Here is a 23,055-nt window from a genome sequence, read left to right on the forward strand (position 1 = left end):
TATGATGATGAGAAATTAACAATTTTTCACGTTATCAATTTAGTTATACTTCTCCTTATGAACTATTACCTTTACTAAATTTTAACATAGTTCATGCTCTTTTTTGAAAAAACAAATAAAAAAAAGCCTGTATAAGAAATACTTTTCTCTACAAGCACAGTTAATGAAAATTCTCTTTTATACTTTAAAGTTGCTACTTATTAAGCTATTACCCCTGATTTAATCTGGTTTGGAGGAGTTTCTCCCCGTAATCCAACAACAAGGTTTTCAGCTGCTAACATCGCCATTTTTAAACGGGTTTCATACGTTGCCGAGCCAATATGCGGCAGGGTGACTACATTCTCCAAAGTAAGGAGTGGATTATCTTTTTTAATCGGTTCCTCAACAAAGACATCAAGACCAGCCGCATAAATTTCTCCTGTTTTTAACGCATGATATAGTGCCTCTTCATCAACCGTTTTCCCTCTTGAGCCATTGATGAATATAGCAGTCTTCTTCATAAGCTCAAACTCCCTTTTCCCGATCAACTTTTCGGTTTGTGGCGTAAGCGGTGTCATTAAACAGACAAAATCAGATTGCCGAAGCAAATCCTCTAGTGAACAATATGTCGCACCATACTTTTGTTCTGCTTCATTATTTCTGGAGCGGTTATGATATAAAATGTTCATATCAAATCCAAAATGAGCTCTTTTGGCAATATCTGAGCCAATTCCACCCATACCGATAATTCCTAACACCTTATGATGCACATCAAGGCCAAACCACTTTTCCTCATTCTTTGATCCCCATTGTCCTGCTTTAACCAATTGATCTAACTCAGGCATCCTTCTCGCTGTAGACAAGATCAATCCCATGATTGTATCAGCAACTGTATCATTTAAAACATCTGGCGTGTTCGTGGCCATTATCCCTCGCTTAGATAACTCTGTTAGATCTAAATTATCATGACCAACAGAAGCATTACAAACAATTTTCAATTGTGGTGCTCTATCAAGAAAATCCTTATTTACTTGTAATCCTGAACCTAATATACCTTGAGCATCCTTCAACTCTTGGAAAAATTCAGGATAGTTTAGTGAATCAAGTTGCTCAAAATAAACGACATTACACGTATTTTGAAGATATTCCAATACACTTTGATCCACTTTCTTATAGACGATTATTTTTGGTTTCATACTTGATTCCTCTCTTCCAATAAAATAGGGCGGTCTCTTCCGCTAAAATAGCTTTTTAAAAAAGTGGTATTCATCTGAACAGTATGTATAGCTATGTAAGATACCCTCACTATTACTCTAGCATTATTTCCCAAAAAGTCGAGACTTGATTATCTGTATTAAGACGAAATAAATCATGAATACCAATGATGATATTTTAGCATTATTTCCAATTTTTATAAGAAATTTTTTTAGAACGTTCAATGCAAACTATATGTATTCAAACTTAGCTAACGGAGATGACATTCATTGTGAAAAAAGTTTTTTGCGTACTTTTAGTGGCGTTTTTTGCTTTCAGCGGAAATACATATGCTACATCAAAGAAATCGAATCCACTACCTATTAGTTTTCAAATTGATGTTCAAAATTGGAATGAGGTAAACAAAACACTTCCAAAGTACTCAAAATTTACTGTTATTGATGTGGAAAGCGGTAAAAGCTTTGATGTGCAGCGACGTGCTGGAAACCGACATGCAGATGTCCAACCTCTTACAAAAAAAGACACAAAAATTATGAAGCAAATATATGATGGAAGCTGGAGCTGGCGACGCAAAGCTGTGTTAATTTTAACCCAAGATCGTCTAATCCCTGCCTCGATGCATGGGATGCCACATGGTGCAGGTGCACTAAAAAACGACTTTCCCGGTCATTTTTGTATTCACTTTTCTGGAAGTACGACACATCGAACAGGTAAATCTGATTTATCACATCATGTGATGATCCTAAAAGCCGCAGGAAAAATCGATGAATATATAAATGCACTGCCACCATCTCAATTGCTAAATGTATTTTTCGTCAGCATTAAAAATGATGATATAGGCTTAGCGAAAAAAATGGCGATTAGCAATCAAAAAAATTTGAAAAAAGAGCTTGTAAAAATGGATAATATTGAAGCCATACAGTGGTCCATGCCTCCAATAAACGAAAACAAAACGACTGAATTATCAACCACAATACCCGTTGATGTCAGTATTTTTATTAAAGATGCAGGACCTATTCGTACCAAATTGACGTTTACATTAATTAGAACCTCTTTCCTTTCTCCTTGGAAGGTGAATATGGACCCTTTACTTTCTACCATAAGCAATTCTTAAATTATTAGAGGTGAAAAAATTGAAAATAATGCTGACATTATTATTATTTGCTCTTCAAACAAGTACGATTGGAGAAAACATGACATTTACTCATAAAGGAGAGGAAATAAAAACCGTGCAACGTTCTGAGTTATCTCTGCCTCCTTTCGAAGAATCAATGATTGATCAAAATAAGTACCTCCAACTTGTCGAAGGGCTAGAAGCTGACATGCATGAAGAGCCGATCAATGCAACACTTGATGAATATGGAAATTTAGTTAGTGAGAAAATGGGACATAAACTAAATCGGAAAAAACTTAAAGAGTCGGTTTATTCCTCTTTCTTTGCAAAGCGTTCTGCACGTATTGAAATTCCGCTTGAAACGATTTATCCAAGAGTTGATACCGAATTATTAGCAAGTATTAGAACGAAGAAAATTAGTCACTATATTACCTATTTCAACAGTCGAAATAAGGAAAGAACGCATAATATCAACTTAGCTTCTGAAGCAATCAATAATCATGTTGTCTTCCCGGGAGAAACATTTTCATTCAATCAAGTTGTCGGAAAGCGAACGGTTGATAAAGGCTATTTACCTGCTCCAGTTATCGTAAGGGGGGAATTAACTGAAGGTGTTGGAGGTGGAATCTGCCAAGTATCCTCCACCCTTTTTAATGCGGTTGATCTTGCCGGTGTAAAAATACTTGAACGTTATTCACATAGCAGAAGAGTTCCGTATGTTCCGCCAAATCGAGATGCTACGGTAAGCTGGTATGGCCCCGACTTTACTTTCTCAAACAAATATACTCAGCCATTACTTATTCGTTCGAAAGTGATTGGCGGTCAATTAGTTGTTGTCATTTATTCGTCAGATACTCTCGACATTAAAAAACGTGAAGTCCCAAGTGCACCAGAAAAATTGCCTAAAGAAGTAAATGCCAAGAAAAATGACTAATCTTATTCATGCCACTTATGAGATCGTGAATATTCTATTTACATTTGATGAGTGGCGTAAGGTTATCCCTACTCAATAATATTTATTTGAAATCAACTTGATTATTGTCTAAACTTTATAGAGTAGAAGAAGGTTACAGATTAGGCTTCATTTTGTATTAGGTATTTTCTTAATAGTCCATAATTGTGGATAAAATCAATCATGTGTTCCGATCATTCCTCGATTGTATTCAAAAAACTTATATACTTGTATGTTGCATGTTCCATTCACTTAAAATAACCCACTAGTTCCTTCTAATACATAAATCAATCCGAAATACATTTGCAGAAAGGTGTTTTACATGGGAAAACAGCATAAAAGTGAAAGTAAAAGTCATTTAATCTTCCGTTATATTTTAATGATGGTTGGCGCAACCATGGCAGCAGCAGCCATTGAATTATTTTTAGTTCCAAATTCAATTATTGACGGCGGGATCATCGGGATTTCGCTATTAATCAACTATTTAACAGATATTAGTTTTGGGATCCTCGTTTTTATTATTAACATCCCTTTTCTTTATGCAGGATATAAAAATATTGGAAAGACCTTTTTTATATCTTCTCTGTTTAGTATTATTTTACTTGCCATTATTGAACCGAATTTACATCATTTCGAACCATTTACAACAGAGCCGTTATTAGCCACTGTATTTGGAGGATTGCTGTTAGGCGCAGGTGTCGGCATTGTCATTCGTAATGGCGGAGCATTAGATGGAACTGAAATTTTAGGGATTTTACTTTCAAAAAAAATTCCTTTCTCGGTCGGCGAATTTGTGATGTTTTTTAACATTTTTGTCTTTGGGTGGGCAGGATTTGTTTTAGGATGGGAACAAGCAATGTATTCAATCCTAACTTACTATATTGCATCAAAAACAATTGACGCAACAATCCAAGGTCTTGATGAAACAAAGGCAGCAATCATCGTATCAGATGAATACGAAGATCTTTCGGATGCCATCACACACCGACTAGGCCGCGGAGTAACGAAGCTCTATGGAAAAGGCGGCTATCATGATCAAGATAAAGAAGTTATCTATGTTGTTGTCACACGTCTAGAAGTAGCGAAATTAAAATCAATCGTATCCGAAATCGATCCAAGAGCCTTCACGACCATTATGGATACACAGGAATCACATGGCGGGAGATTTAAAACAGCGATTCACTAAAAAAGCGGAAGTGCCTTGATCAGCACTGGAGCTAGACACTAGAAAAGCAAAAGCGCCTTGTTCAGCTCCGAAAAGCGGAAGACCTTGTTGTCTTCCAAATAAAAAGCGACAAACACTTATTTTGTAAAGTGTTTGTCGCTTTTTGTATGATAAACCAAAATAATATGAAAAATCCGGCTTCCTAATGGAAACCGGATTGATTAGTCAAATAATGTGCCGCGATTGCCGCATTATGCATTATAGAGTTTTAAAACCACCACTCCTACAAGTGGGTGTTTGCAGAAGCTTTCATATCTTCCTCTACGCAATGAAGGCTTGATATTCCGACTTCGATGTAAAACTCCCTATTTCAGTTTAAAGGTTAAAACTTTATAAAAAATGCGAACAGCGCAGCTTGTATTGATATAATACTAGATCTATCCTTAAAATGCAAGAGGATCTTTTTTAGTATTCGTTTCCTTCTTACACAATTCGGGTCATGATATTTTTACTTAAAAATCACATCATTCCAGCGTAATTCATTTGTAAAGGCATGCTTGTTTGTATCATTATTAATTAGTACACATTCGATGCCTACTAATTCAGCCCAGTCTCTTAACTGTTCTGTTGTTACTTTATATGAGAATACTGTATGATGAGCACCACCGGCAATAATCCAGTTTTCAGCACCTTCGCTTAAAGACGGCTGCGGTGACCATAGTACCCTTGCTACTGGAAGATTTGGCATATCAATTTCAGGTTGAACCGCATCTACTTCATTAACAATCAGACGGAAACGATGTCCAAGATCAACGATAGAGGCATTTAAAGCTGAACCGCTCTTTCCATTAAAGATAAGGCGGGCGGGATCTTCTTTGCCGCCGATCCCTAATGGATGTACAGCGATTTTCGGTTTAGTTGCTGTAATAGTAGGACAAACCTCAAGCATATGTGAACCAAGGACAAGTTCATTACCTGGCTCAAAATGATATGTGTAGTCTTCCATGAAAGATGTATCTTCCCCATCGGCAATAATTTTCGCAATGCGCAGAAGCGCAGCCGTTTTCCAGTCTCCTTCACCAGCAAAGCCATAACCTTGGGCCATTAAACGTTGAACAGCAAGACCTGGCAACTGCTTCATTCCATGTAAATCCTCAAATGTAGTCGTAAACGCAGTATAATTGCCTTCTTCTAAAAATGCCTTCATTCCAAGTTCGATTCTTGCTTGATATCGAATCGATTCACGCACTGGTCCATCAACTTGCCCTTCAGGAACAATATCATATTGTGCTTCATATTCGTTCATTAGTTCATCAACTTCTTGTTCTGAGATATCGTTCATTCGTTGAACTAAATCACCAATACCGTAACCGTTTACAGTCCAACCAAACTTAATTTGCGCTTCAACTTTGTCCCCTTCTGTAACGGCCACTCTGCGCATGTTATCACCAAAGCGGGCAACTTTTAAATGCTGGCTTTCAGAGAAGGCCACAGCTGTACGCATCCAGCTGCCGATTTTCGTTTTTACTTCGTTATTATCCCAATGTCCAACTACAACTTTTCGCTTTACATTCAACCTGCTGCCCATAAAGCCAAATTCGCGGTCACCATGTGCAGATTGGTTTGTGTTCATGAAGTCCATATCAATGCTATCCCATGGGATGTCCCGATTGAATTGCGTATGAAGATGCAGCATTGTTTTTTGTAAAGCTGATAAACCAGCAATCCACATTTTAGCTGGTGAGAATGTATGCATCCACGTAATAATACCGGCACAATTTTCATCCGCATTCGCTTCTAAACATAATCTGCGAATTGAATCTGCTTCTTTTAAGACAGATTTAAAGACTAATTTATATGTAACGGCCGGATCACGATCTAATGCTTCCGTAATGACTTTTGAATTTGCTTCAACTTCTCTGATTGTTTCATCACCGTATAGATCTTGGCTTCCTGTTACAAACCAGAATTCGTAAGGTTTAACTGTTAACATCTTACATACCCCCATTTATTTCGTAGTTTTAATTGATTTGTTTTGACCATAATAGGCATTTGCTCCATGTTTACGAAGATAATGCTTATCAAGTAAAAATTGATCGATTGGTTGGATATCCGGATTTAGTTGATACGTGTGTAACGCCATTTTTGCTACCTCTTCTAAAACGACTGCATTATGCACGGCATTTAATGCGTCTTTCCCCCAGCAAAATGGTGCATGACCTGACACTAGTACTCCAGGCAATGCAAGTGGATCAATACCAGCTTTTTCAAACTTTTCAATAATGACATTACCTGTTTCCAACTCATAAGCACGAGTGATTTCTTCATCTGTTAACGGTCTTGTACAAGGAATGTCACCATAATAATAATCGGCATGTGTTGTACCTAATGCAGGAATCGGGCGTCCAGCCTGCGCCCAGCTTGTTGCCCAAGGTGAGTGTGTATGGACAACACCACCGATTGTCGGAAATGCTTTGTATAATGCCAAATGTGTTGCAGTATCTGAAGAAGGATTCAACTCACCTTCAACAATTTCACCATCTAAATTTACGACTACTAAATCATCCACTTTTAATTCGTCATATGGTACACCACTCGGTTTGATGACAACAAGACCTTTTTCACGGTCTATCCCGCTGACATTCCCCCAAGTAAACGTTACCATTTCGTATTTTGGCAAAAGTAGATTTGCTTTCAATACCTGCTCTTTTAACGACTCAAGCATTCTATTTTCTCCTCTCTATTAAAAATTGCAAATACCATCTATGATTGAGCTACTTCTGTTTTACCTTGTGTCTTTGCCATACTAGCCTTCTTAATATTCTTTAAGTTTTTCATCACATTATTTTCACCGCGTCCAAAGTAATCATATAAACGGGAGTATTCAGCAAATAATTGATGATAAACTTCAGAGTTTTGATGATTAGGTTGATAGATTGTATCTTTTAATCTAGCCATCTCTTTCGCAGCATCTCGAATATCAGCGTATCCGCCACGTTCTTTCCCTGCCGCCACTGCACCAAACATAGCAGATCCTAATGCTGGTGTTTGTGATGAAGCAGAAATACGAATATCCATATTTAAGACATCAGCGTAAATTTGCATCATTAATGCGTTTTTCTCTGCAATACCGCCGCAAGCATATACCTCATGAATTGGGACACCATTGTTTCTGAATGCTTCAACAATCGTACGAGTACCATATGCAGTTGCCTCAATAAGAGCGCGGTAGATTTCTTCAGGTCTTGTCAGCAATGTAGCACCCAATAGAACACCTGTTAAATCAGCATCAACGAGTGTTGAGCGGTTTCCGTTCCACCAATCAAGAGCAATTAAACCGTTTTCACCAACTTCAAGCTGTGCAGCCTTTTCTGTTAAAAGCTGATGAATGTTCATTCCCTTCGTTTCTGCCTCTTCATAATAGCTAGCTGGTACACAGTTTTCTGTGAACCATTCAAAATGGTCTCCAACACAGGATTGACCTGCTTCATATCCCATTAATCCCGGAATAACACCATCTTCGACAACTCCACACATACCTGGGACAACCTTTTCTTTATCACCTAATAAAATATGACAAGTTGATGTCCCCATGATCATGAGGAGCTTTCCTGGTTCTGTAATACCTACAGCTGGTACAGCCACATGTGCATCAACGTTTGCAATTGCAATGGCTGTCCCTGGATTTAATCCGATTAATTTTGCTGCTTTTTCCGTTAATTCTCCTGCCTTTGAACCAATTGGAAAAATATTTTTCGATAACTTCTCTTCTACGACATTCTCTAAACGCTCATCAAGTGCTTTAAAGAATTCTTTTGAAGGATAACCCTCTTGCTTATGCCACATCGCCTTATATCCAGCCGTACAGCTATTTCGTTTCAAATAACCTGTTAATTGATAAATAACCCAATCTGTCGCTTCAACAAATTGGCTTGTTGCCGCATACACTTCAGGTGCTTCATTTAAAATTTGCCACAATTTAGGTAATAACCATTCAGAGGAAATTTTTCCGCCATATCGTTTGAGAAATGACTCTCCTCTTGCCTCTGCTATTTCATTTAAGCGATTCGCTTCTTCTTGTGCGGCATGGTGTTTCCATAATTTAACGAATCCATGTGGATGATTTTTAAATTCATCTGTTAAACAAAGTGGAATTCCTGATTCATTAATTGGTAATACTGTACATGCAGTAAAATCAATTCCAAGACCGATTACATCATCTGGAGAAACCTTTGCTTGATTTAGCACATCTGGAATCGTTATTTCTAATACTTCCATATAATCAGTTGGATGTTGTAAGGCCCAATCATTTTCAAGCTTTGTTACTCCGTCTGGTAAAAATTCGTCCATAACTCCGTGTGTATAAGGTTTAACTGCTGTTGCAATCTCTTTCCCAGTACCGATTTCTACTAATACCGCTCTTCCTGATTGTGTACCATAGTCGACGCCAATTGAATATTTTGCCATGAACTTCACCCCTGGTTCTCTATTAAACATGTAAAACATTTTATAAGAAAAAATCACATATTTACCTACATTATACGTACAAGTTACAACAAGATGTATGATTAAAATTATTCATTTACTCGTACGGATAACCTTAACTAAATTTTAGCACTTGTTGAGTTTTTTTCAATAAAAATTTGCTATTTTTTAAAAATTTTCTTCATTTTTTGTCCTGAAACCCCATTTTTCTCACAAACTTATACTTACAAGTTAAAAAGATGGTTGTAATGGCTTTTTAATTTCCTGCACCACTTTAGTCAATCATTCTATTTGAATATAAAAAAGAGGCGATTATGTCAATAATCAGCCTCTTATTCTATATTTTTATCTTTGTATGGTTTCGTATCGCTCTGAAGTTCAATCAATGTGTTGTTACATCCTCTACATAGATGACAATGTTTTCTCTATGCATGTCCGATTAGATCTTTAAAGCGCAAAATCATTTCATATGGTGTATGAGGTGATTGCGGCTCTCTTTTACGATGATTGAACCAAATACATTTCCAGCCTGCTTCAAGTGCAGGTATCATATCATTTTCCCATGTATCACCTATATAACAGCATTTTTCCGGCTCAATCTTTATTTGATTTTGCACATATTGGAATACTCTTTTATCTGGTTTTGCAATACCGATCCCATCTGAGACAAAAATTCTCTCTTTTTTGATGACGTGATTCAATTTCAATACATTTATTTTTTTCATTTGGTGCTCAACAGGTCCATTCGTAAGAATTCCAATAACGGATTTCCTTTTTTGTAAGTCTTCTATGAAGGAGCTTACTTCTTGAAAAGTCCTAATCTGTTGCTGCTCAAGCTCATAGCGATCTTGAATGGCTTTTGCTTGTGCATTTGTCAATGATAGCTCAAAATCATGAAAAGCATATTTCAATCTTTCAACCCTTAATTGTTCAAGACTCATGTCACCTTTTACATGTACCTTCCAAAAAACATCACTATAATATCGTACCTTTTTGAAAAGTTCTTCTATCATATGTTGTTGTAGTTTTACATCATAATGCTCCAATGCTAATTGAAAAGGTGATAATTGATCATATAATGTGTCATCAAGATCAAAAAAAACAGCTTCTGCCTCTTTCAGGCTATGCATAATGATGTGTTCCTACATGTTCATTCCAAAATTTTAACATCGTATATCGATTTCGTAATGTATGTCCCTCAAGTAAGCTGTTTTGAACAAGTTCAGTATGAATCCCTAGCTCACCCGGGCTTCCTGCACCGCCTACTTTCTGAACCAATAACGATAAACTTTCAGGATCTGGTAATGAGTGGATGATCGCTTCGACTTCAGTTTGTTTTTCGATCACTTTATGGAGCATATCTTTGTTTTTCGCATCAAGATTCTCTAAACGATGCTTATTCGATATTAACGTTAAGACTTTGTTTTTATAAACCTCTAAAATAAGCTGGGCTGAAACGGCAACCTTAGCGCCATGGAGGACCTGGGCTCTGCCTTGCTTTAAGAATTCCATCTCCCAGTAATGTGATAAATGATGTTCTCCGCCAGATGCTGGTGAAGAATGTCCAACCAAAAGCATGGCTAAACCCGATTGAATAAGTGCTTGAATTAAAATTTTGATCCCTTCTTCGTCTGCATCTGAAATCTGATCAACATATTTTACACAATCATCGAGAGCCTCATACGTTAACCTCGCAGACAGCGGGCAATACGATTCACCGCCAATAAGATGAGAAAACTTCCAATCTGCTAATGACGTATATTTGCCAATCATATCGCCAAAACCAGCAGCAATTAGTTCTTTCGGTGCTTCTTGTAAAATCGAAAGGTCCGCAAATATAGCGATAGGTGAATGCATTTGATAGGTTAGTTTAAATCCTTTTATCACAACTGGAGCACCCATTGAATTAAACCCATCAACAGATGGCGCAGTCGGAACTGATATAAACGGTTTCCCCATCTTAAAGCTGGCGAATCTCGCAATATCATGAATGGTTCCTGTACCGACGGCAATGACAACATTTGTATCCTGTGAGATTCCTAACATGGCTTCAATCAAAGAAATTTCATCGGCAATGACATCATCAAGTTCATTTGGCTGAATAATGACAACTTCACTATTTACTTTGCCTTCAACTAACAAGCTTGCAAGCTTTTCACCTGCAACTTGAAAAGTTATTTGATCAGCAACAATCGCAACCTTCTGAAACTCTTTGTTTTTTATGTAAGTGACAGCTTCATTTAAAGCATTGTAACTAATATTGATGTCTTCGATCGTAATCTCATAATGACGGTTTCCACATGTACATGATTTTGACAGGTTTGAAAGTTCATTTAACGTTATCATTCAATCGTCCCCCTTATCAGATGAAAACTGCTAGAAAACATAAATCCATTCATTTATATGTACACGATCGATCCGTTATTTTAGATCAATCGCATGTTTAGTAATGGCGCTTGTTGAGTTTCTAATAACTAATTCCGGTTCATAGATCTTCTGCCTCATTTCAACCGGATCTTGCTCTTTCTTTTCCACAGCCGCTACAATCCATTTTGCAGCTTCAATTCCCATCTCCATTTTCGGGTGGGTTACAGAGGTAATCTTTGTTTCAGATGCTTCTGTTAAATACGAATCATCATATCCAACAATAGATAGTTCATTTGGGACTTTAATGTCAAGCTCTCTTAGGAGATTCAATACATTAATCGCAATTTCGTCGTTGTAACAAACGATACCAGTTGGTCTTTTTTCTTCAGAATAAAGAATCTCTTTCAATTTATTTATCAAGATGACGTCTTTTTCTTCTGTTGTAAATGTTACAATCATGTGGGAAAAAAAAGGAATATCATTTTCTCTAAAAGCTCTTATAAAACCTTGCATACGGTTTAACCCTTGAATATCATCACTTTTAAACAAACCTATAATTTTTTGATGTCCAAGCTTAATTAAATGCTCTGTCGCAATGAATCCGCCTTTCTCATCATTTAAAATAATATTTGGAGGATTTAATTGCGGATAATATTGGTTAATCATCAAATACGGAATATTGTTTTGTTCCATCTCTAAATAATAGTGAAGGTTCGGATTATAGCTGCTGCTCCTTGTCGGTTCTACAATTAATCCATCAATATTACGTGTTAACATCGCTTCCAAGCATTGCTTTTCTTTATCAGGATCATTATCCGTACATGCAAATGTTAATGAGTAACCATGTGCTGACAAATATGATTCAATTCCTTTAATAATAAAAGGGAAAATATAATCAGATATATATGTTGTGATAACACCAATGTTATTTCCCGTTGGTTTTATAGGTTGTTTTTGAACGTCAGTTGTGCGATCTGAACAAAAAGTACCCGCTCCTTGCTCTCTATATAACCATCCTTCATGGACGAGATCGCCAACAGCTTGACGAACTGTATGTCTGCTTACTTCAAACATTTTAACTAATTCATTTTCTGAATAGATTTTTTCACCAGGCATAACCATTCCATCTATAATCCATTGTTTGATTTTTTCTTTTACCATACTGACTTTCGTTTGTTGAGCCAATATGTCACCCCCTTCAATTCAGCTTGTATGTTTCACGATCAACTTATTCGTACAACTTTAATTATACACTAAGATCCAGCAAATTTACATTCGTCATTCTGCAAATTTCTATAGGATTTTTATCATTTTACCATTACGGTTACAAGCATACGATGACCAGTGAAGTGTTGACAAAGGCAGTACTCTTGAAAGAACAAATTTCATAGGAAAACATCATAATGCGGATACTATTTACAAAGGAGGGAAATCAAAATGGCTAGAAGAAATAAATTATTAGTTCCAGAGGCTCGTCAAGGTGTAGACCAGTTAAAAGCAAAGGTTGCAAACACACAAAATCCAAGTGATGCAAAATTCGAGGTGGCTGAGAAATTGGGTGTCCCGCTTAATAAAGGAAATAATGGCAGCATAACCTCTAGTCAAGCTGGAAAAATTGGTGGTAAACTTGGTGGCAATATGGTTAGGGAAATGGTCAAGATGGCGGAAGAACAATTGAAAAAGTAAAAACGAATGTAGCAAAGGACCGCTTACCACTTGTGATTAAATCCCTTTTCTTATTAGTGAACCATTTACCTTGTGGAGTAAACATTCTCCCTAATAATTAGATATGGTAATAAAACAGGCTGATCAGATGAAGATATCTGTCAGCCATGTATGAAACAATCCAATTTATTATGATGCTTTATTTTTATTATAAATATCAAATGCTACTGCGGCAAGTAAGACTAATCCTTTAATTCCTTGCTGCCAATCGATGCCAAGACCTAGTAATGACATACCGTTGTTCATAATACCCATAACAAGTCCGCCGATAATGGCTCCAGGAACAGTACCGATTCCACCGTAGGCAGAAGCTCCGCCAATGAAGCATGCTGCAATGGCATCTAGTTCAAATAAATTACCTGCTTTTGGTGTCGCAGCATTTAAGCGAGCTGCAAATAGCAGACCTGATAATGCTGATAGGACACCCATATTGACAAACACCCAGAATGTCATTCGTTTTGTTTTGATACCAGAAAGCTGTGCAGCTTTTTCATTTCCCCCGATGGCATAAACATGTCTTCCTGCTTTTGTTTTATTCGTGATGAACGTATAGACGACGATTAAGACAGCTAAAATAATTAAGATATTCGGGATTCCTTCATATGCAGCTAGTACATATGTAAACACATTTAATAACGCGATCATCCCCGCTAACTTTAAAATAAACATCCCTTGTGATTGTACGTCAAAATTATATTTCAATTGTGTTCTTCTATTTTTAACTTGAATGAATACAATCACTGCTGATAAGACAATCCCAATGATTATCGTTAGCACATGAAGTGATCCGCCACTTGTAATATCAGGAATAAAACCTGCACTCATTTTTTGAAATGATTCTGGGAATGGAGCAATTGATTTCCCTTCAAGCACAATCATTGTTAATCCTCTAAATAAGAGCATTCCGGCTAATGTTACGATAAAGGCCGGTATTTTAATATAGGCAATCCAAAATCCTTGCCAAGCTCCAATAATAGCACCGACTAGTAATGAGATAATCACGGCAACAAACATTGGAACATTATAGTTGACCATTAAGATTCCAGATATTGCTCCAACAAATGCAGCAATGGATCCAACTGATAGATCGATGTGCCCGGTTATGATGACTAACACCATACCGATTGCTAAAACTAAAATATAACTATTTTGCAAAATCAAATTCGTGATATTTAATGGCTTTAATAATAGACCATTTGTTAATATTTGAAACAGCACCATAATAAAGATAAGCGCTATAATCATGCTGTATTGGCGCATATTATTTCGAATCATTGCTTTAAATGGTGATTCATTGTTTAAACTTGGTTGAATAGGTTGACTTCTTTGTACTTGTGAACTCATTGAAACTACCCCCTTACCTTACTTTTTGTCATGTATGTCATTAGTTTTTCCTGGTTTGCTTCCTCTTTCGATACTTCACCAGTGATACTGCCTTCGTTTAAGCAATAGATTCGATCACACATCCCTAATAGCTCTGGGAGTTCTGATGATATGATAAGGATTCCTTTTCCAGCCGTGGCAAGATCATTAATAATCGAATAGATCTCATATTTTGCTCCGACATCAATGCCGCGTGTAGGCTCATCTAAAATCAAAATATCCGGTTCTGAGAATATCCATTTACTTAAGACGATTTTCTGTTGATTACCACCGCTTAGGTTGCCTGCTTTTTGAAAAATGCTTGGTGTTTTAATTTTTAGCTTTTTACGATATTCTTCAGCAATGACCATTTCTTTATTTTTATCAACGATCGATTTATTTGAAATTTTATCTAAGCTAGCAAGTGTGATATTTTGTTTAATATCATCCATTAAGATAAGTCCATTTCCTTTACGATCTTCAGAAACATATGCTATTCCTTGCTTAATCGCTGAAGGTACATCATGAAATTCAACTTCTTCTCCATTTTTCAAGAGCTGGCCGTTCACTTTCTTCCCGTAAGATTTACCAAAGATGCTCATTGCCAGTTCTGTTCGTCCTGCCCCCATTAAACCGGCAATCCCGATAATTTCACCTTTTCGTATATGAAAATTCACATCATCAATAACTTTTCGATCGGTATGCAAAGGGTGATAGACATTCCAATTTTTCACCTCGAAAATCGTCTGGCCAATTCTAGGTGTTCTTGCTGGATAACGATTTGTTAAATCTCGCCCAACCATCCCTTTAATGATCCGATCCTCTGTGACGTTACCTTTTTTCACATCCAATGTCTCAATTGTTTTCCCATCACGTAAAATGGTAATCGAATCTGCAACCTTCTCAATTTCATTTAATTTATGAGAAATAATAATCGCTGACATCCCTTGGTTTTTAAATTCCAATAGAAGATTTAACAAGTTTTCACTATCGTCTTCATTTAATGAAGCTGTTGGCTCATCTAAGATTAATAGCTTCACTTCTTTTGACAACGCTTTCGCAATTTCGACTAATTGTTGTTTTCCTACACCAATATCGTCTATTTTCGTATTCGGCGATTCACTTAGACCCACTTTTTCGAGTAGACCCTTTGTCTTCATTGTCGTCTCATTCCAATTGATCACACCGCTGCTTGCAATTTCATTACCTAAAAATATATTCTCAGCAATTGATAATTCCTGAATAAGAGCAAGCTCCTGATGAATGATAACGATCCCTAATTCTTCACTTTGTTTAATGTTTTTGAACTGACATACTTGATTTTGAAATAGAATATCACCTGAATATGTTCCGTGTGGATAAACACCACTTAACACTTTCATCAGTGTTGATTTTCCAGCACCATTCTCACCGCATAAGGCGTGAATTTCTCCTTCTTTCACTTTTAAATTTACATTTTCAAGTGCTTTTACCCCTGGAAACTCTTTTGTTATGTTCCGCATTTCTAGTATTATATTTGACATATTTTCACCACACCTACATTCGTCGTTTTCACTAGAATTCTAGAAAGTTGATTCATCATTTGCCAAGCTGTTCTTTCGTATAATACCCACTGTCAATTAACACAGAATCATAGTTCGTAATATCAACTGAGACTGGATTTAACAAGTAGGCCGGGACAATTTTTTTGTGATTGTCATATGTTTTAGTATCATTTACTTCGGCTTGTTTTCCATTTAATAAAGCATCAGCCATTTCAACTGCCTTTTTCGCCAGTTCCCTAGTATCTTTAAAAACGGTTTGAGTTTGTCTTTTATTGATAATCGATTTAATTGAAGCAAGTTCGGCATCTTGGCCTGTAATAACTGGCATTGGGTTATCGCCGCTGCCATATCCTACTCCTCTTAAAGAAGAAATGACCCCGATACTAATACCGTCATATGGTGATAGAACAGCATCAACTCGTTCAGAAGAATAATAAGCGCTCAATAAATTATCCATCCGTGATTGGGCAAGTGCGCCATCCCATCTTAATGTTGCACCTTGATTAAACTTCGTTTGATTACTTTTCACAACTAGCTTCCCTGAATCGATATATGGTTCTAGTACCGACATCGCACCATCAAAGAAGAAATAGGCATTATTATCATCTGGAGAACCAGCAAAAAGTTCAATATTAAATGGACCTTCTGACTCTTTTAACCCTAGTTTTTCTTCAATATATGTACCTTGTAAAACTCCCACCTGGAAGTTATCAAATGTTGCATAGTAATCAACATGTTCACTATGTTGAATCAAACGGTCATACGAGATGACCTTAATCCCGCGTTGATTTGCCCTTTCTAGGACACTTGATAGCCCTGAACGGTCATCAATTGGCGCTATAACAAGCACATCGACACCTTTAGTGATCATATTTTCTATTTGAGCCGTTTGATTTTCTATGATATCTTCTGCATATTGTAAATCGGTTTTATATCCTAGTTCTTCAAATTGTATTTTCATATTTTCGCCATCATTAACCCATCTCTCAGAAGATTTTGTCGGCATTGAAATTCCGATATATCCTTTCGATTCTCCCTTTGTTTCTACTGCTCCACATCCTGCCAAAGTAAATACCATTACGATTAAAAGAAATAGTGTAAGCGATTTCTTTTTCATAAGGACTTCCCCCTTTCATTTCTACTTTCATGAATAGCGCATACGCACATTCCACTCCAAGCAATTATACGATCTGTACATTCCTTCATTTCACGTCAAATTGCTTTCACATGCGTTGCTGCTAGACACGGTATTAATTCATTTCTGAATTACTAAAAATATACCATCCAAAAAATTTTCAGTCTTTTTAATAAAACTACTATTTTTATAAAAATATAACTTTTTAAACCGCTTTCATCGTTAACAGACAATACAAAATAGGAGTCTGCTTGTGTCAGCAGACTCCTATTTTTCAGAAGAACATGATTATTTATTTAGCCGGTACGACGATATCTTTTGCTAACGGTAATTAGCTTCTTTTTGTATAAGGCCGCAATAAAGTTTAATAAATAAGCGGGCAAACTTTTTGGAAATAGCGGATGTTGATAAAAGCGGTAATAAGCGTTTTTTAAATCTTCCCATTGTGTATCCTGTTTTTTTTGTTTAAATCTTGCTACGTCAATCATTTTTATTTGATCATCAGGGGTTATCATGATATTTCTCAGGTGAATATCAGACGGATTTAACCCACGCTTTCTCACTTCAGTTAAAATGTCATCTACCACATTGATATGTTCTTCACCTATTGGGATCCCTTTGTTTACACATTGAAAAAGTGTCTCTCCCTTAATATAATCCATTGTGAGATAATTCGGCCCTGTTTCATAGATTGTAGGAAAATAATGAATATCCGTTAACATGCTATAAATGTCTGCTTCTTCTTTTGCAATATGAGCAAATTCTTTAGGGAAGACTTTTATCACTCGATTTGTGTCCTTGATTTTAAATACACACGCACTTCTGCCTGTACCAATTAGTGACAGATCCTGATGATGATGCTTAACATGAATGCTTGCTTTTTTCACTTCAAAAACAATACTATTCGCATACTCTTGATACTTCATCCTATCAACTCCTTACTCGACTCCTAACCTTTTGTATGTTAACTAGATCGGTATTTTACAAAGTTTCAAGTATGAAAAAAACCCTCACCAAAAATGGTAAAGGTCTCGCAAACAACAAATGTTGCCAATAAAGCCGAGGATAAACCTGTATTGACGACTTTACTGTACCTGCTACTCCCCTTTAAAAAGGAAAAGGAATAAAATTATACTTATTATAAATTTTATTAGAAGGATGGTCAATTAATTACTATATGATCGTATTTTTTCTTACTTCTTTCTACACATTTTATTAACTCTAGCAATAAATGGTATAATTAAAAGAAAACAAATATTTAGGAGGTATAAGGATGATTAATGAAATAGCAACAGTTGCCGTTTATGTAGAAGATCAACAAAAGGCAAAAACCTTTTGGTCAGAAAAAGTTGGTTTTGAAGTTGTCGCAGAACACCAAATGGGTCCAAATGCAACTTGGCTTGAAGTTGCCCCAAAGGGCAGTCAAACTCGGTTAGTGATTTACCCTAAAGCGATGATGAAGGGCCACGAGAATATGAAAGCTTCAATTGTATTTCAATGTGATGATATCGAAAGTACATATGAAACATTAAAAGAAAATGGTGTTGAATTGTTAGGTGAACCGAACAAGATGGAATGGGGAACATTCGTTCAATTCAAAGACGAAGACGAAAATGTCTTTTTGTTGAAAGGCTAAGATCAAAATCAATCAGCCCCGTCTTGCCTCTATCCTCTTTTACTGGCGAAAGCATAGAGGCAAAATCATTTGACTGCATTACTTGCTTCAGGGTAAAGTGTCGTATTTACTTGCCATAAGAAGGACAAAACAAAGAACTCAATGATTATTCGATTCGTTTACTTTGCCATCCACCAGCAAATAATTTTTACGATAGTTAATTGGCGATACACCCATAATCTTTTTAAAGGCGGTACTGAAATAATGCTGGGTGTCATAGCCGACAAGCTCTGCAATCTCTACAATCGGCAGAACAGTCGAATTTAATAAATGAATCGCTTTCTTTATTCTCATATTTGTTACTAAACTAACAAAAGACATCCCTAACTCTTGTTTTATCATTCTGCTTAAATAGACAGGTGAAACATGTAAATTCTGTGCAACAACTTCTAAAGCAATTGATGATTCAGTGAAATGTGATTCTATATATTGTCTTGCGCGACGAACAACAGGTGAAATGGTTGAATCATTATAGACTTTGTCTTTACAACGCTTGTAAATCTCTGGAACAGATGGCAAACCTCCTTCTACCTTCTCGACATGCATCATAAGGGTTATTTTCAAACACTCTTTTACGGTTTTGTCAATCTTATCAAATGTTTCATAGGATACATCTCCCCACAGGATCAATACGATTAATCCATCTTCATCCCGAAAAATAACATGGGTCGTCGATTGGAATAGTTCAGTTAATATATTTTCAATCGAGAACATGAACATTTGCTTTTCTTTTTCCTTTAAAAGCGGTTTATTTGCAAAATATTCAGGACATTGGATCACAGCAAAATGCTGCGGATTATGTTGAGGCAGCTTTAGAAATTCTAATTGCTTACAAATCTCAGCTTCATCGACACGCCCCTCAATCCATTCACGACAAAATCGCTCTCGAAGTATCGTTAAGTTTTTGGAAATTTGATTAGAGGCCATTTCTACATATTCATCATGTTTGACAGTAGCCTCTAACTCTTGTCGAACACCGTCTAGCACTTTTTTTAGTTGCTCAGGATTTGCCGGTTTCAAAATGTAGTCTGTCACATGTAACCTGAGAGCTTCTTGTGCATAGGAAAATTCATCATGTCCTGTAATAATGACAATTTTACAATGTGGTAATCTTTGACGAATTTCCTTTATCAAAGTAAGTCCATTCATGATTGGCATATTTAAGTCTGCCAAAAGAATATTAATATTGTGTTTTATCGCGAGCTCCAACGCTTCCTCTCCGTCTTCCGCTTCCGCTATAACTTCCATTTGAAGTGATGACCAATCAACAGATTCTCGAATTCCTTCACGAATAATTGGTTCATCATCTGCAATTAATACTTTCCAATAATCGCTCATCACATGTACCCCCTTAAGCCTTGTCGAGCTCATAGCCATTTTTTTGAAGTGGAAGGTGAATCTTTACCTCTGTCCCTTTCCCCAGCTCACTATCGATGGTTAACCCGTATTGGTCACCATACGTTAATTTTATTCTCGCTTGGACATTCATCATGCCATAACCAAAATTGACTGGTTTTCCTTTTTCCTCATCTTTCTTGTAAAGTGAATCCATTTTCTGTCTAAGTTCTTCAAGCTTGTCAACAGGAATCCCCTTTCCGTCATCCCGAACTGCAAGAACTAAGCAGCCATTTTCTTCTTTAACATGGATCGTAACGTGACCTGAGCCTCTTCTTTCTTTTATCCCATGATAAATAGCATTTTCCACAATAGGCTGCAGCACAATTTTAAGGATCATGACATCATTTAAACCAGGATCTACATGAATCGTATAATGAAGCTTATCGCGATACCTCGCTTTTTGAATGGTGAGATAGCTTTGAATATGGGCCATTTCTTCTTTTAAAAGGATGATATCATTCCCTTTACTTAAGCCAATCCGAAATAAACTTGATAACGAAGCAACCACTTCTGCGACATCCTCTGCCCCGCGTTTTCGCGCCATCCAGTTAATCGTATCTAATGTATTGTATAAAAAATGCGGTTTGATATGGGCCTGGAGACTTCGTAATTCAGCATCTCTTTTTTGACGCTCTTGACGTTCAGTAAGAATAAGAAGGCTATTAATTTTTGCCGTCATTTTATTAAAACTTCTTCCCAACATCCCAATTTCATCTAATCGGTCACCTTGATAGCGAATCCTCAAATTGCCCGATTCTACCTTTTTCATGAATGACATTAATTGGACAATAGGCTTTGACATTGAATTCGCTAAATAATAGGAAGCTGTTACACCAAATAAACAGACAAAAAAGACAAAGCAAATGACATATAAATGGATTGTTCTGACTTCAATAACAGACTCTTCACTTGAAAAGATCCCAACGGTCGTCCAATTTGTAAAGGGCTGTTTTTGGTAAATGAATTGCAATTTATTTCCATCAACCTCTTCTGAAAAAGCTCCAGAATCCTCTTTCTTCAGGATTCGCTTTGGTATATCATTTGTTAATGGCTCTGGTGGTGAATAAATCTCTTCCCCGTTTTCATCGATCACCATCAAGTACCCGGATTTGCCTAACCGGACATTTTTTGTTGCTTCAGCTATAACCCTTAGTTTTAAGTCAATTAAAATAACACCCATAACCTTCTGTGTTTCTGGGTCTAGAATGGCTCGAACAACTGTCACTACGTCACTATCCTTGTAATGAACATGACTTGTAATCCCCCGATCTGTGGGGTGACCAATGATCTTAAAAATCCCTTCATTTTTCACTGCCTCTTCATACCACGATTCTGTCGTTAAATTCTGCTGTGATCTTGAATACAATTCATTACTTATATAGTCACCTCGACTATTTACAACTAATATCCCAGCCACTTCAGGGTATAACGTTGAAAGCCCTTGCATAAATTGGCGGATTGAATAATCCTCATCATCTGTTTGTTTGTTGTTTTTGGTCTCTTGTTGATGTAGAAATTCTTTTATTTCCGGATCCATAGAAAGCAAATAACTAATATTTTGCATGTTACTAGCATAGGTTTCCAACGTTTTGTTCACTTGACCGATCAGTTGAAGTGTATGCTGTGTTGCCTGTTTATCAATAATCCGTTCCACTGTAAAACCTGTTAATAAACCTAAGCCGATCGACGGTAAAATACTAATAACAAGTAATAGGGCAATAATTTTATACCTAATCGGAACATTATTTAGTTTTAATAATTGCTGCTTCATCATATGTCATCTCTCGTTCGTTATTGATTCAGTCTGCATAGTATTCTTCAACATTCTCCTTCGTCACGATTGAAATGCCTGTATCGACATTATCCGGGATAACAGCTGATTGCTTACTCTGTCTATCTGCCTGAAGTTCAGAATTCCCATGATGATGTTGAAAAAGAAATTGCAAAGACCAATACCCCATGTTCCATGTACCTTGAGCTAAGGAAGCAGAAATCGCTCCCTCCTTTATCTTGTCAAGTGTTCGTTTATCAGTATCAAAGCTTATAATTTTCATGTCCTTTTTTAAAGACTGTGCTGCATCTGCAATACCAACCCCGCCATTTGCTTCTGTTGCAAATATCCCTTGGATATCTGGGTATGATTTGATAATATCTATTGCAGCCTTTTCAGATTGTAGTTGATCACCTTTCCCATCTTTGATCGCAACTACTTTCATATTAGGATAATCGTTACTTATTGTCTCAACAAAGCCATTTGTTCGTTCCTTATTATTAAGTTGATTAGGCAATGTAATGACCGCTACATTGCCTTTACCTCCTAATAAATCAGCGATTTTATGAGCACCAGTCACACCCGCAGAATAATTATTTGTTCCTAAAAAGGCATTAGCATTACTTGCAGGAGCATCAGAGTCAAACAAAACAACAGGAATTCCTGCATCAATTGCCTTATTAATCGTTGAGTTTAATTCATATGGATTTATCGCAGATATCGCAATTCCCGCTGGCTTCTTCGCAATTACTTGTTCTAAGACCGTTATTTGTTCATGTGAATCATATTGAGTTGCCCCTCTGTATTCAACAGAAACATTGCGATCTGTTGCCGCATCTTCAAAACCCTTTATGGCACTCTTCCAATATTCAATTCCAGCACTAAACGTTACCATCACATATGTTTCTCCTATATCACCTTGCAAACGTTTGTCACTTTGATCAAAAGGATTTAGAATAGAATCCTTTAAATAATAGGTAAATAGATAAATAGCAAAAATAGAAATCAAGAAAGCGTAAACAATTAATAGCTTTTTCAATGACAAGATCACCCTTCAAACGTAAGTAACACATACAAGTGCATGTACATCTTTTTATTTAACCTATTATACACTTGTACGTACATTCTTGCATCTAAAATTTCAGCTGAAGATATGTATATTGGCCGT

At 36.6% G+C, this 23,055-nt stretch carries 19 protein-coding genes; 5 read left to right on the top strand and 14 right to left on the bottom strand.

Annotation, left to right across the window (positions count from 1 at the left end):
* Positions 1 to 200: 200 nt before the first annotated feature.
* Entirely contained in the window at positions 201 to 1,175 is a 975-nt protein-coding gene (locus GMB29_RS15250; RefSeq protein WP_136356769.1) for a 2-hydroxyacid dehydrogenase, read from the bottom strand.
* Positions 1,176 to 1,465: 290 nt separating this feature from the next.
* On the opposite strand from GMB29_RS15250, the gene GMB29_RS15255 reads away from it, so the two are divergent.
* From GMB29_RS15255 to GMB29_RS15265, 3 genes are all read left to right on the top strand, one after another.
* Complete coding sequence (locus GMB29_RS15255) at positions 1,466 to 2,308, top strand: hypothetical protein (protein WP_136356771.1); 843 nt, start codon at positions 1,466 to 1,468, stop codon at positions 2,306 to 2,308.
* Between the two features lie 28 nt (positions 2,309 to 2,336).
* Complete coding sequence (locus GMB29_RS15260; protein ID WP_136356882.1) at positions 2,337 to 3,242, top strand: VanW family protein; 906 nt, start codon at positions 2,337 to 2,339, stop codon at positions 3,240 to 3,242.
* A gap of 340 nt (positions 3,243 to 3,582) precedes the next feature.
* Positions 3,583 to 4,446 carry a YitT family protein gene (locus tag GMB29_RS15265; RefSeq protein ID WP_136356773.1) on the top strand — a complete coding sequence of 288 codons (864 nt, stop codon included), beginning with the start codon at positions 3,583 to 3,585 and terminating at the stop codon, positions 4,444 to 4,446.
* A gap of 487 nt (positions 4,447 to 4,933) precedes the next feature.
* Here GMB29_RS15265 and araA read toward each other — a convergent pair whose 3' ends face one another.
* The 6 genes from araA to GMB29_RS15300 form a co-directional block, all read right to left on the bottom strand.
* Positions 4,934 to 6,418, bottom strand: a complete 1,485-nt coding sequence (gene araA, locus GMB29_RS15275; RefSeq protein ID WP_136356775.1) for an L-arabinose isomerase — start codon at positions 6,416 to 6,418, stop codon at positions 4,934 to 4,936.
* Positions 6,419 to 6,433: 15 nt separating this feature from the next.
* Positions 6,434 to 7,150: an L-ribulose-5-phosphate 4-epimerase gene (gene araD / locus GMB29_RS15280; RefSeq protein WP_136356777.1), complete on the bottom strand. Its 717-nt coding sequence runs from the start codon at positions 7,148 to 7,150 to the stop codon at positions 6,434 to 6,436.
* 38 nt (positions 7,151 to 7,188) lie between these two features.
* Positions 7,189 to 8,892: a ribulokinase gene (gene araB / locus GMB29_RS15285; RefSeq protein ID WP_136356779.1), complete on the bottom strand. Its 1,704-nt coding sequence runs from the start codon at positions 8,890 to 8,892 to the stop codon at positions 7,189 to 7,191.
* Between the two features lie 443 nt (positions 8,893 to 9,335).
* The gene (locus GMB29_RS15290; protein WP_136356781.1) at positions 9,336 to 10,040 is read right to left on the bottom strand and encodes an HAD family hydrolase; all 705 of its coding nucleotides are present in this window, start codon (positions 10,038 to 10,040) and stop codon (positions 9,336 to 9,338) included.
* Entirely contained in the window at positions 10,033 to 11,256 is a 1,224-nt protein-coding gene (locus tag GMB29_RS15295) for a sn-glycerol-1-phosphate dehydrogenase (RefSeq protein ID WP_136356783.1), read from the bottom strand. Before GMB29_RS15295 ends, GMB29_RS15290 begins: the two co-directional genes overlap by 8 nt.
* 75 nt (positions 11,257 to 11,331) lie before the next feature.
* Entirely contained in the window at positions 11,332 to 12,462 is a 1,131-nt protein-coding gene (locus GMB29_RS15300; protein WP_136356785.1) for a GntR family transcriptional regulator, read from the bottom strand.
* Between the two features lie 252 nt (positions 12,463 to 12,714).
* Here GMB29_RS15300 and GMB29_RS15305 point away from each other — a divergent pair, with 252 nt between their 5' ends.
* Positions 12,715 to 12,963, top strand: coding sequence for an alpha/beta-type small acid-soluble spore protein (locus GMB29_RS15305; protein ID WP_136356787.1), 249 nt, complete (start codon positions 12,715 to 12,717; stop codon positions 12,961 to 12,963).
* 168 nt (positions 12,964 to 13,131) lie between these two features.
* On the opposite strand, the gene mmsB is transcribed toward GMB29_RS15305, so the two are convergent.
* From mmsB to GMB29_RS15325, 4 genes are all read right to left on the bottom strand, one after another.
* Positions 13,132 to 14,346, bottom strand: coding sequence for a multiple monosaccharide ABC transporter permease (gene mmsB, locus GMB29_RS15310; RefSeq protein WP_136356789.1), 1,215 nt, complete (start codon positions 14,344 to 14,346; stop codon positions 13,132 to 13,134).
* Positions 14,347 to 14,351: 5 nt separating this feature from the next.
* Positions 14,352 to 15,887 (bottom strand): multiple monosaccharide ABC transporter ATP-binding protein, encoded by a 1,536-nt coding sequence (gene mmsA, locus GMB29_RS15315; RefSeq protein ID WP_136356791.1) that lies wholly within the window; start codon positions 15,885 to 15,887, stop codon positions 14,352 to 14,354.
* 55 nt (positions 15,888 to 15,942) lie between these two features.
* Positions 15,943 to 17,025, bottom strand: coding sequence for a multiple monosaccharide ABC transporter substrate-binding protein (chvE, locus tag GMB29_RS15320; protein ID WP_136356793.1), 1,083 nt, complete (start codon positions 17,023 to 17,025; stop codon positions 15,943 to 15,945).
* Between the two features lie 314 nt (positions 17,026 to 17,339).
* A complete protein-coding gene (locus GMB29_RS15325) occupies positions 17,340 to 17,969 on the bottom strand; it encodes a serine/threonine-protein kinase (protein ID WP_136356795.1) in 630 nt (209 codons plus the stop codon).
* Positions 17,970 to 18,316: 347 nt separating this feature from the next.
* On the opposite strand from GMB29_RS15325, the gene GMB29_RS15330 reads away from it, so the two are divergent.
* Complete coding sequence (locus tag GMB29_RS15330) at positions 18,317 to 18,679, top strand: VOC family protein (RefSeq protein ID WP_136356797.1); 363 nt, start codon at positions 18,317 to 18,319, stop codon at positions 18,677 to 18,679.
* A gap of 138 nt (positions 18,680 to 18,817) precedes the next feature.
* Here GMB29_RS15330 and GMB29_RS15335 read toward each other — a convergent pair whose 3' ends face one another.
* The 3 genes from GMB29_RS15335 to GMB29_RS15345 are packed head-to-tail and all read right to left on the bottom strand — an operon-like array spanning position 18,818 to position 22,926.
* Positions 18,818 to 20,056 carry a response regulator transcription factor gene (locus GMB29_RS15335; protein ID WP_136356798.1) on the bottom strand — a complete coding sequence of 413 codons (1,239 nt, stop codon included), beginning with the start codon at positions 20,054 to 20,056 and terminating at the stop codon, positions 18,818 to 18,820.
* Between the two features lie 13 nt (positions 20,057 to 20,069).
* Entirely contained in the window at positions 20,070 to 21,887 is a 1,818-nt protein-coding gene (locus tag GMB29_RS15340) for a cache domain-containing sensor histidine kinase (RefSeq protein WP_136356800.1), read from the bottom strand.
* A gap of 28 nt (positions 21,888 to 21,915) precedes the next feature.
* Positions 21,916 to 22,926 carry a substrate-binding domain-containing protein gene (locus GMB29_RS15345; RefSeq protein WP_136356802.1) on the bottom strand — a complete coding sequence of 337 codons (1,011 nt, stop codon included), beginning with the start codon at positions 22,924 to 22,926 and terminating at the stop codon, positions 21,916 to 21,918.
* Between the last annotated feature and the right edge of the window lie 129 nt (positions 22,927 to 23,055).

This window comes from Metabacillus sediminilitoris (assembly GCF_009720625.1).
Classification (GTDB): Bacteria; Bacillota; Bacilli; order Bacillales; family Bacillaceae; genus Metabacillus; species Metabacillus sediminilitoris.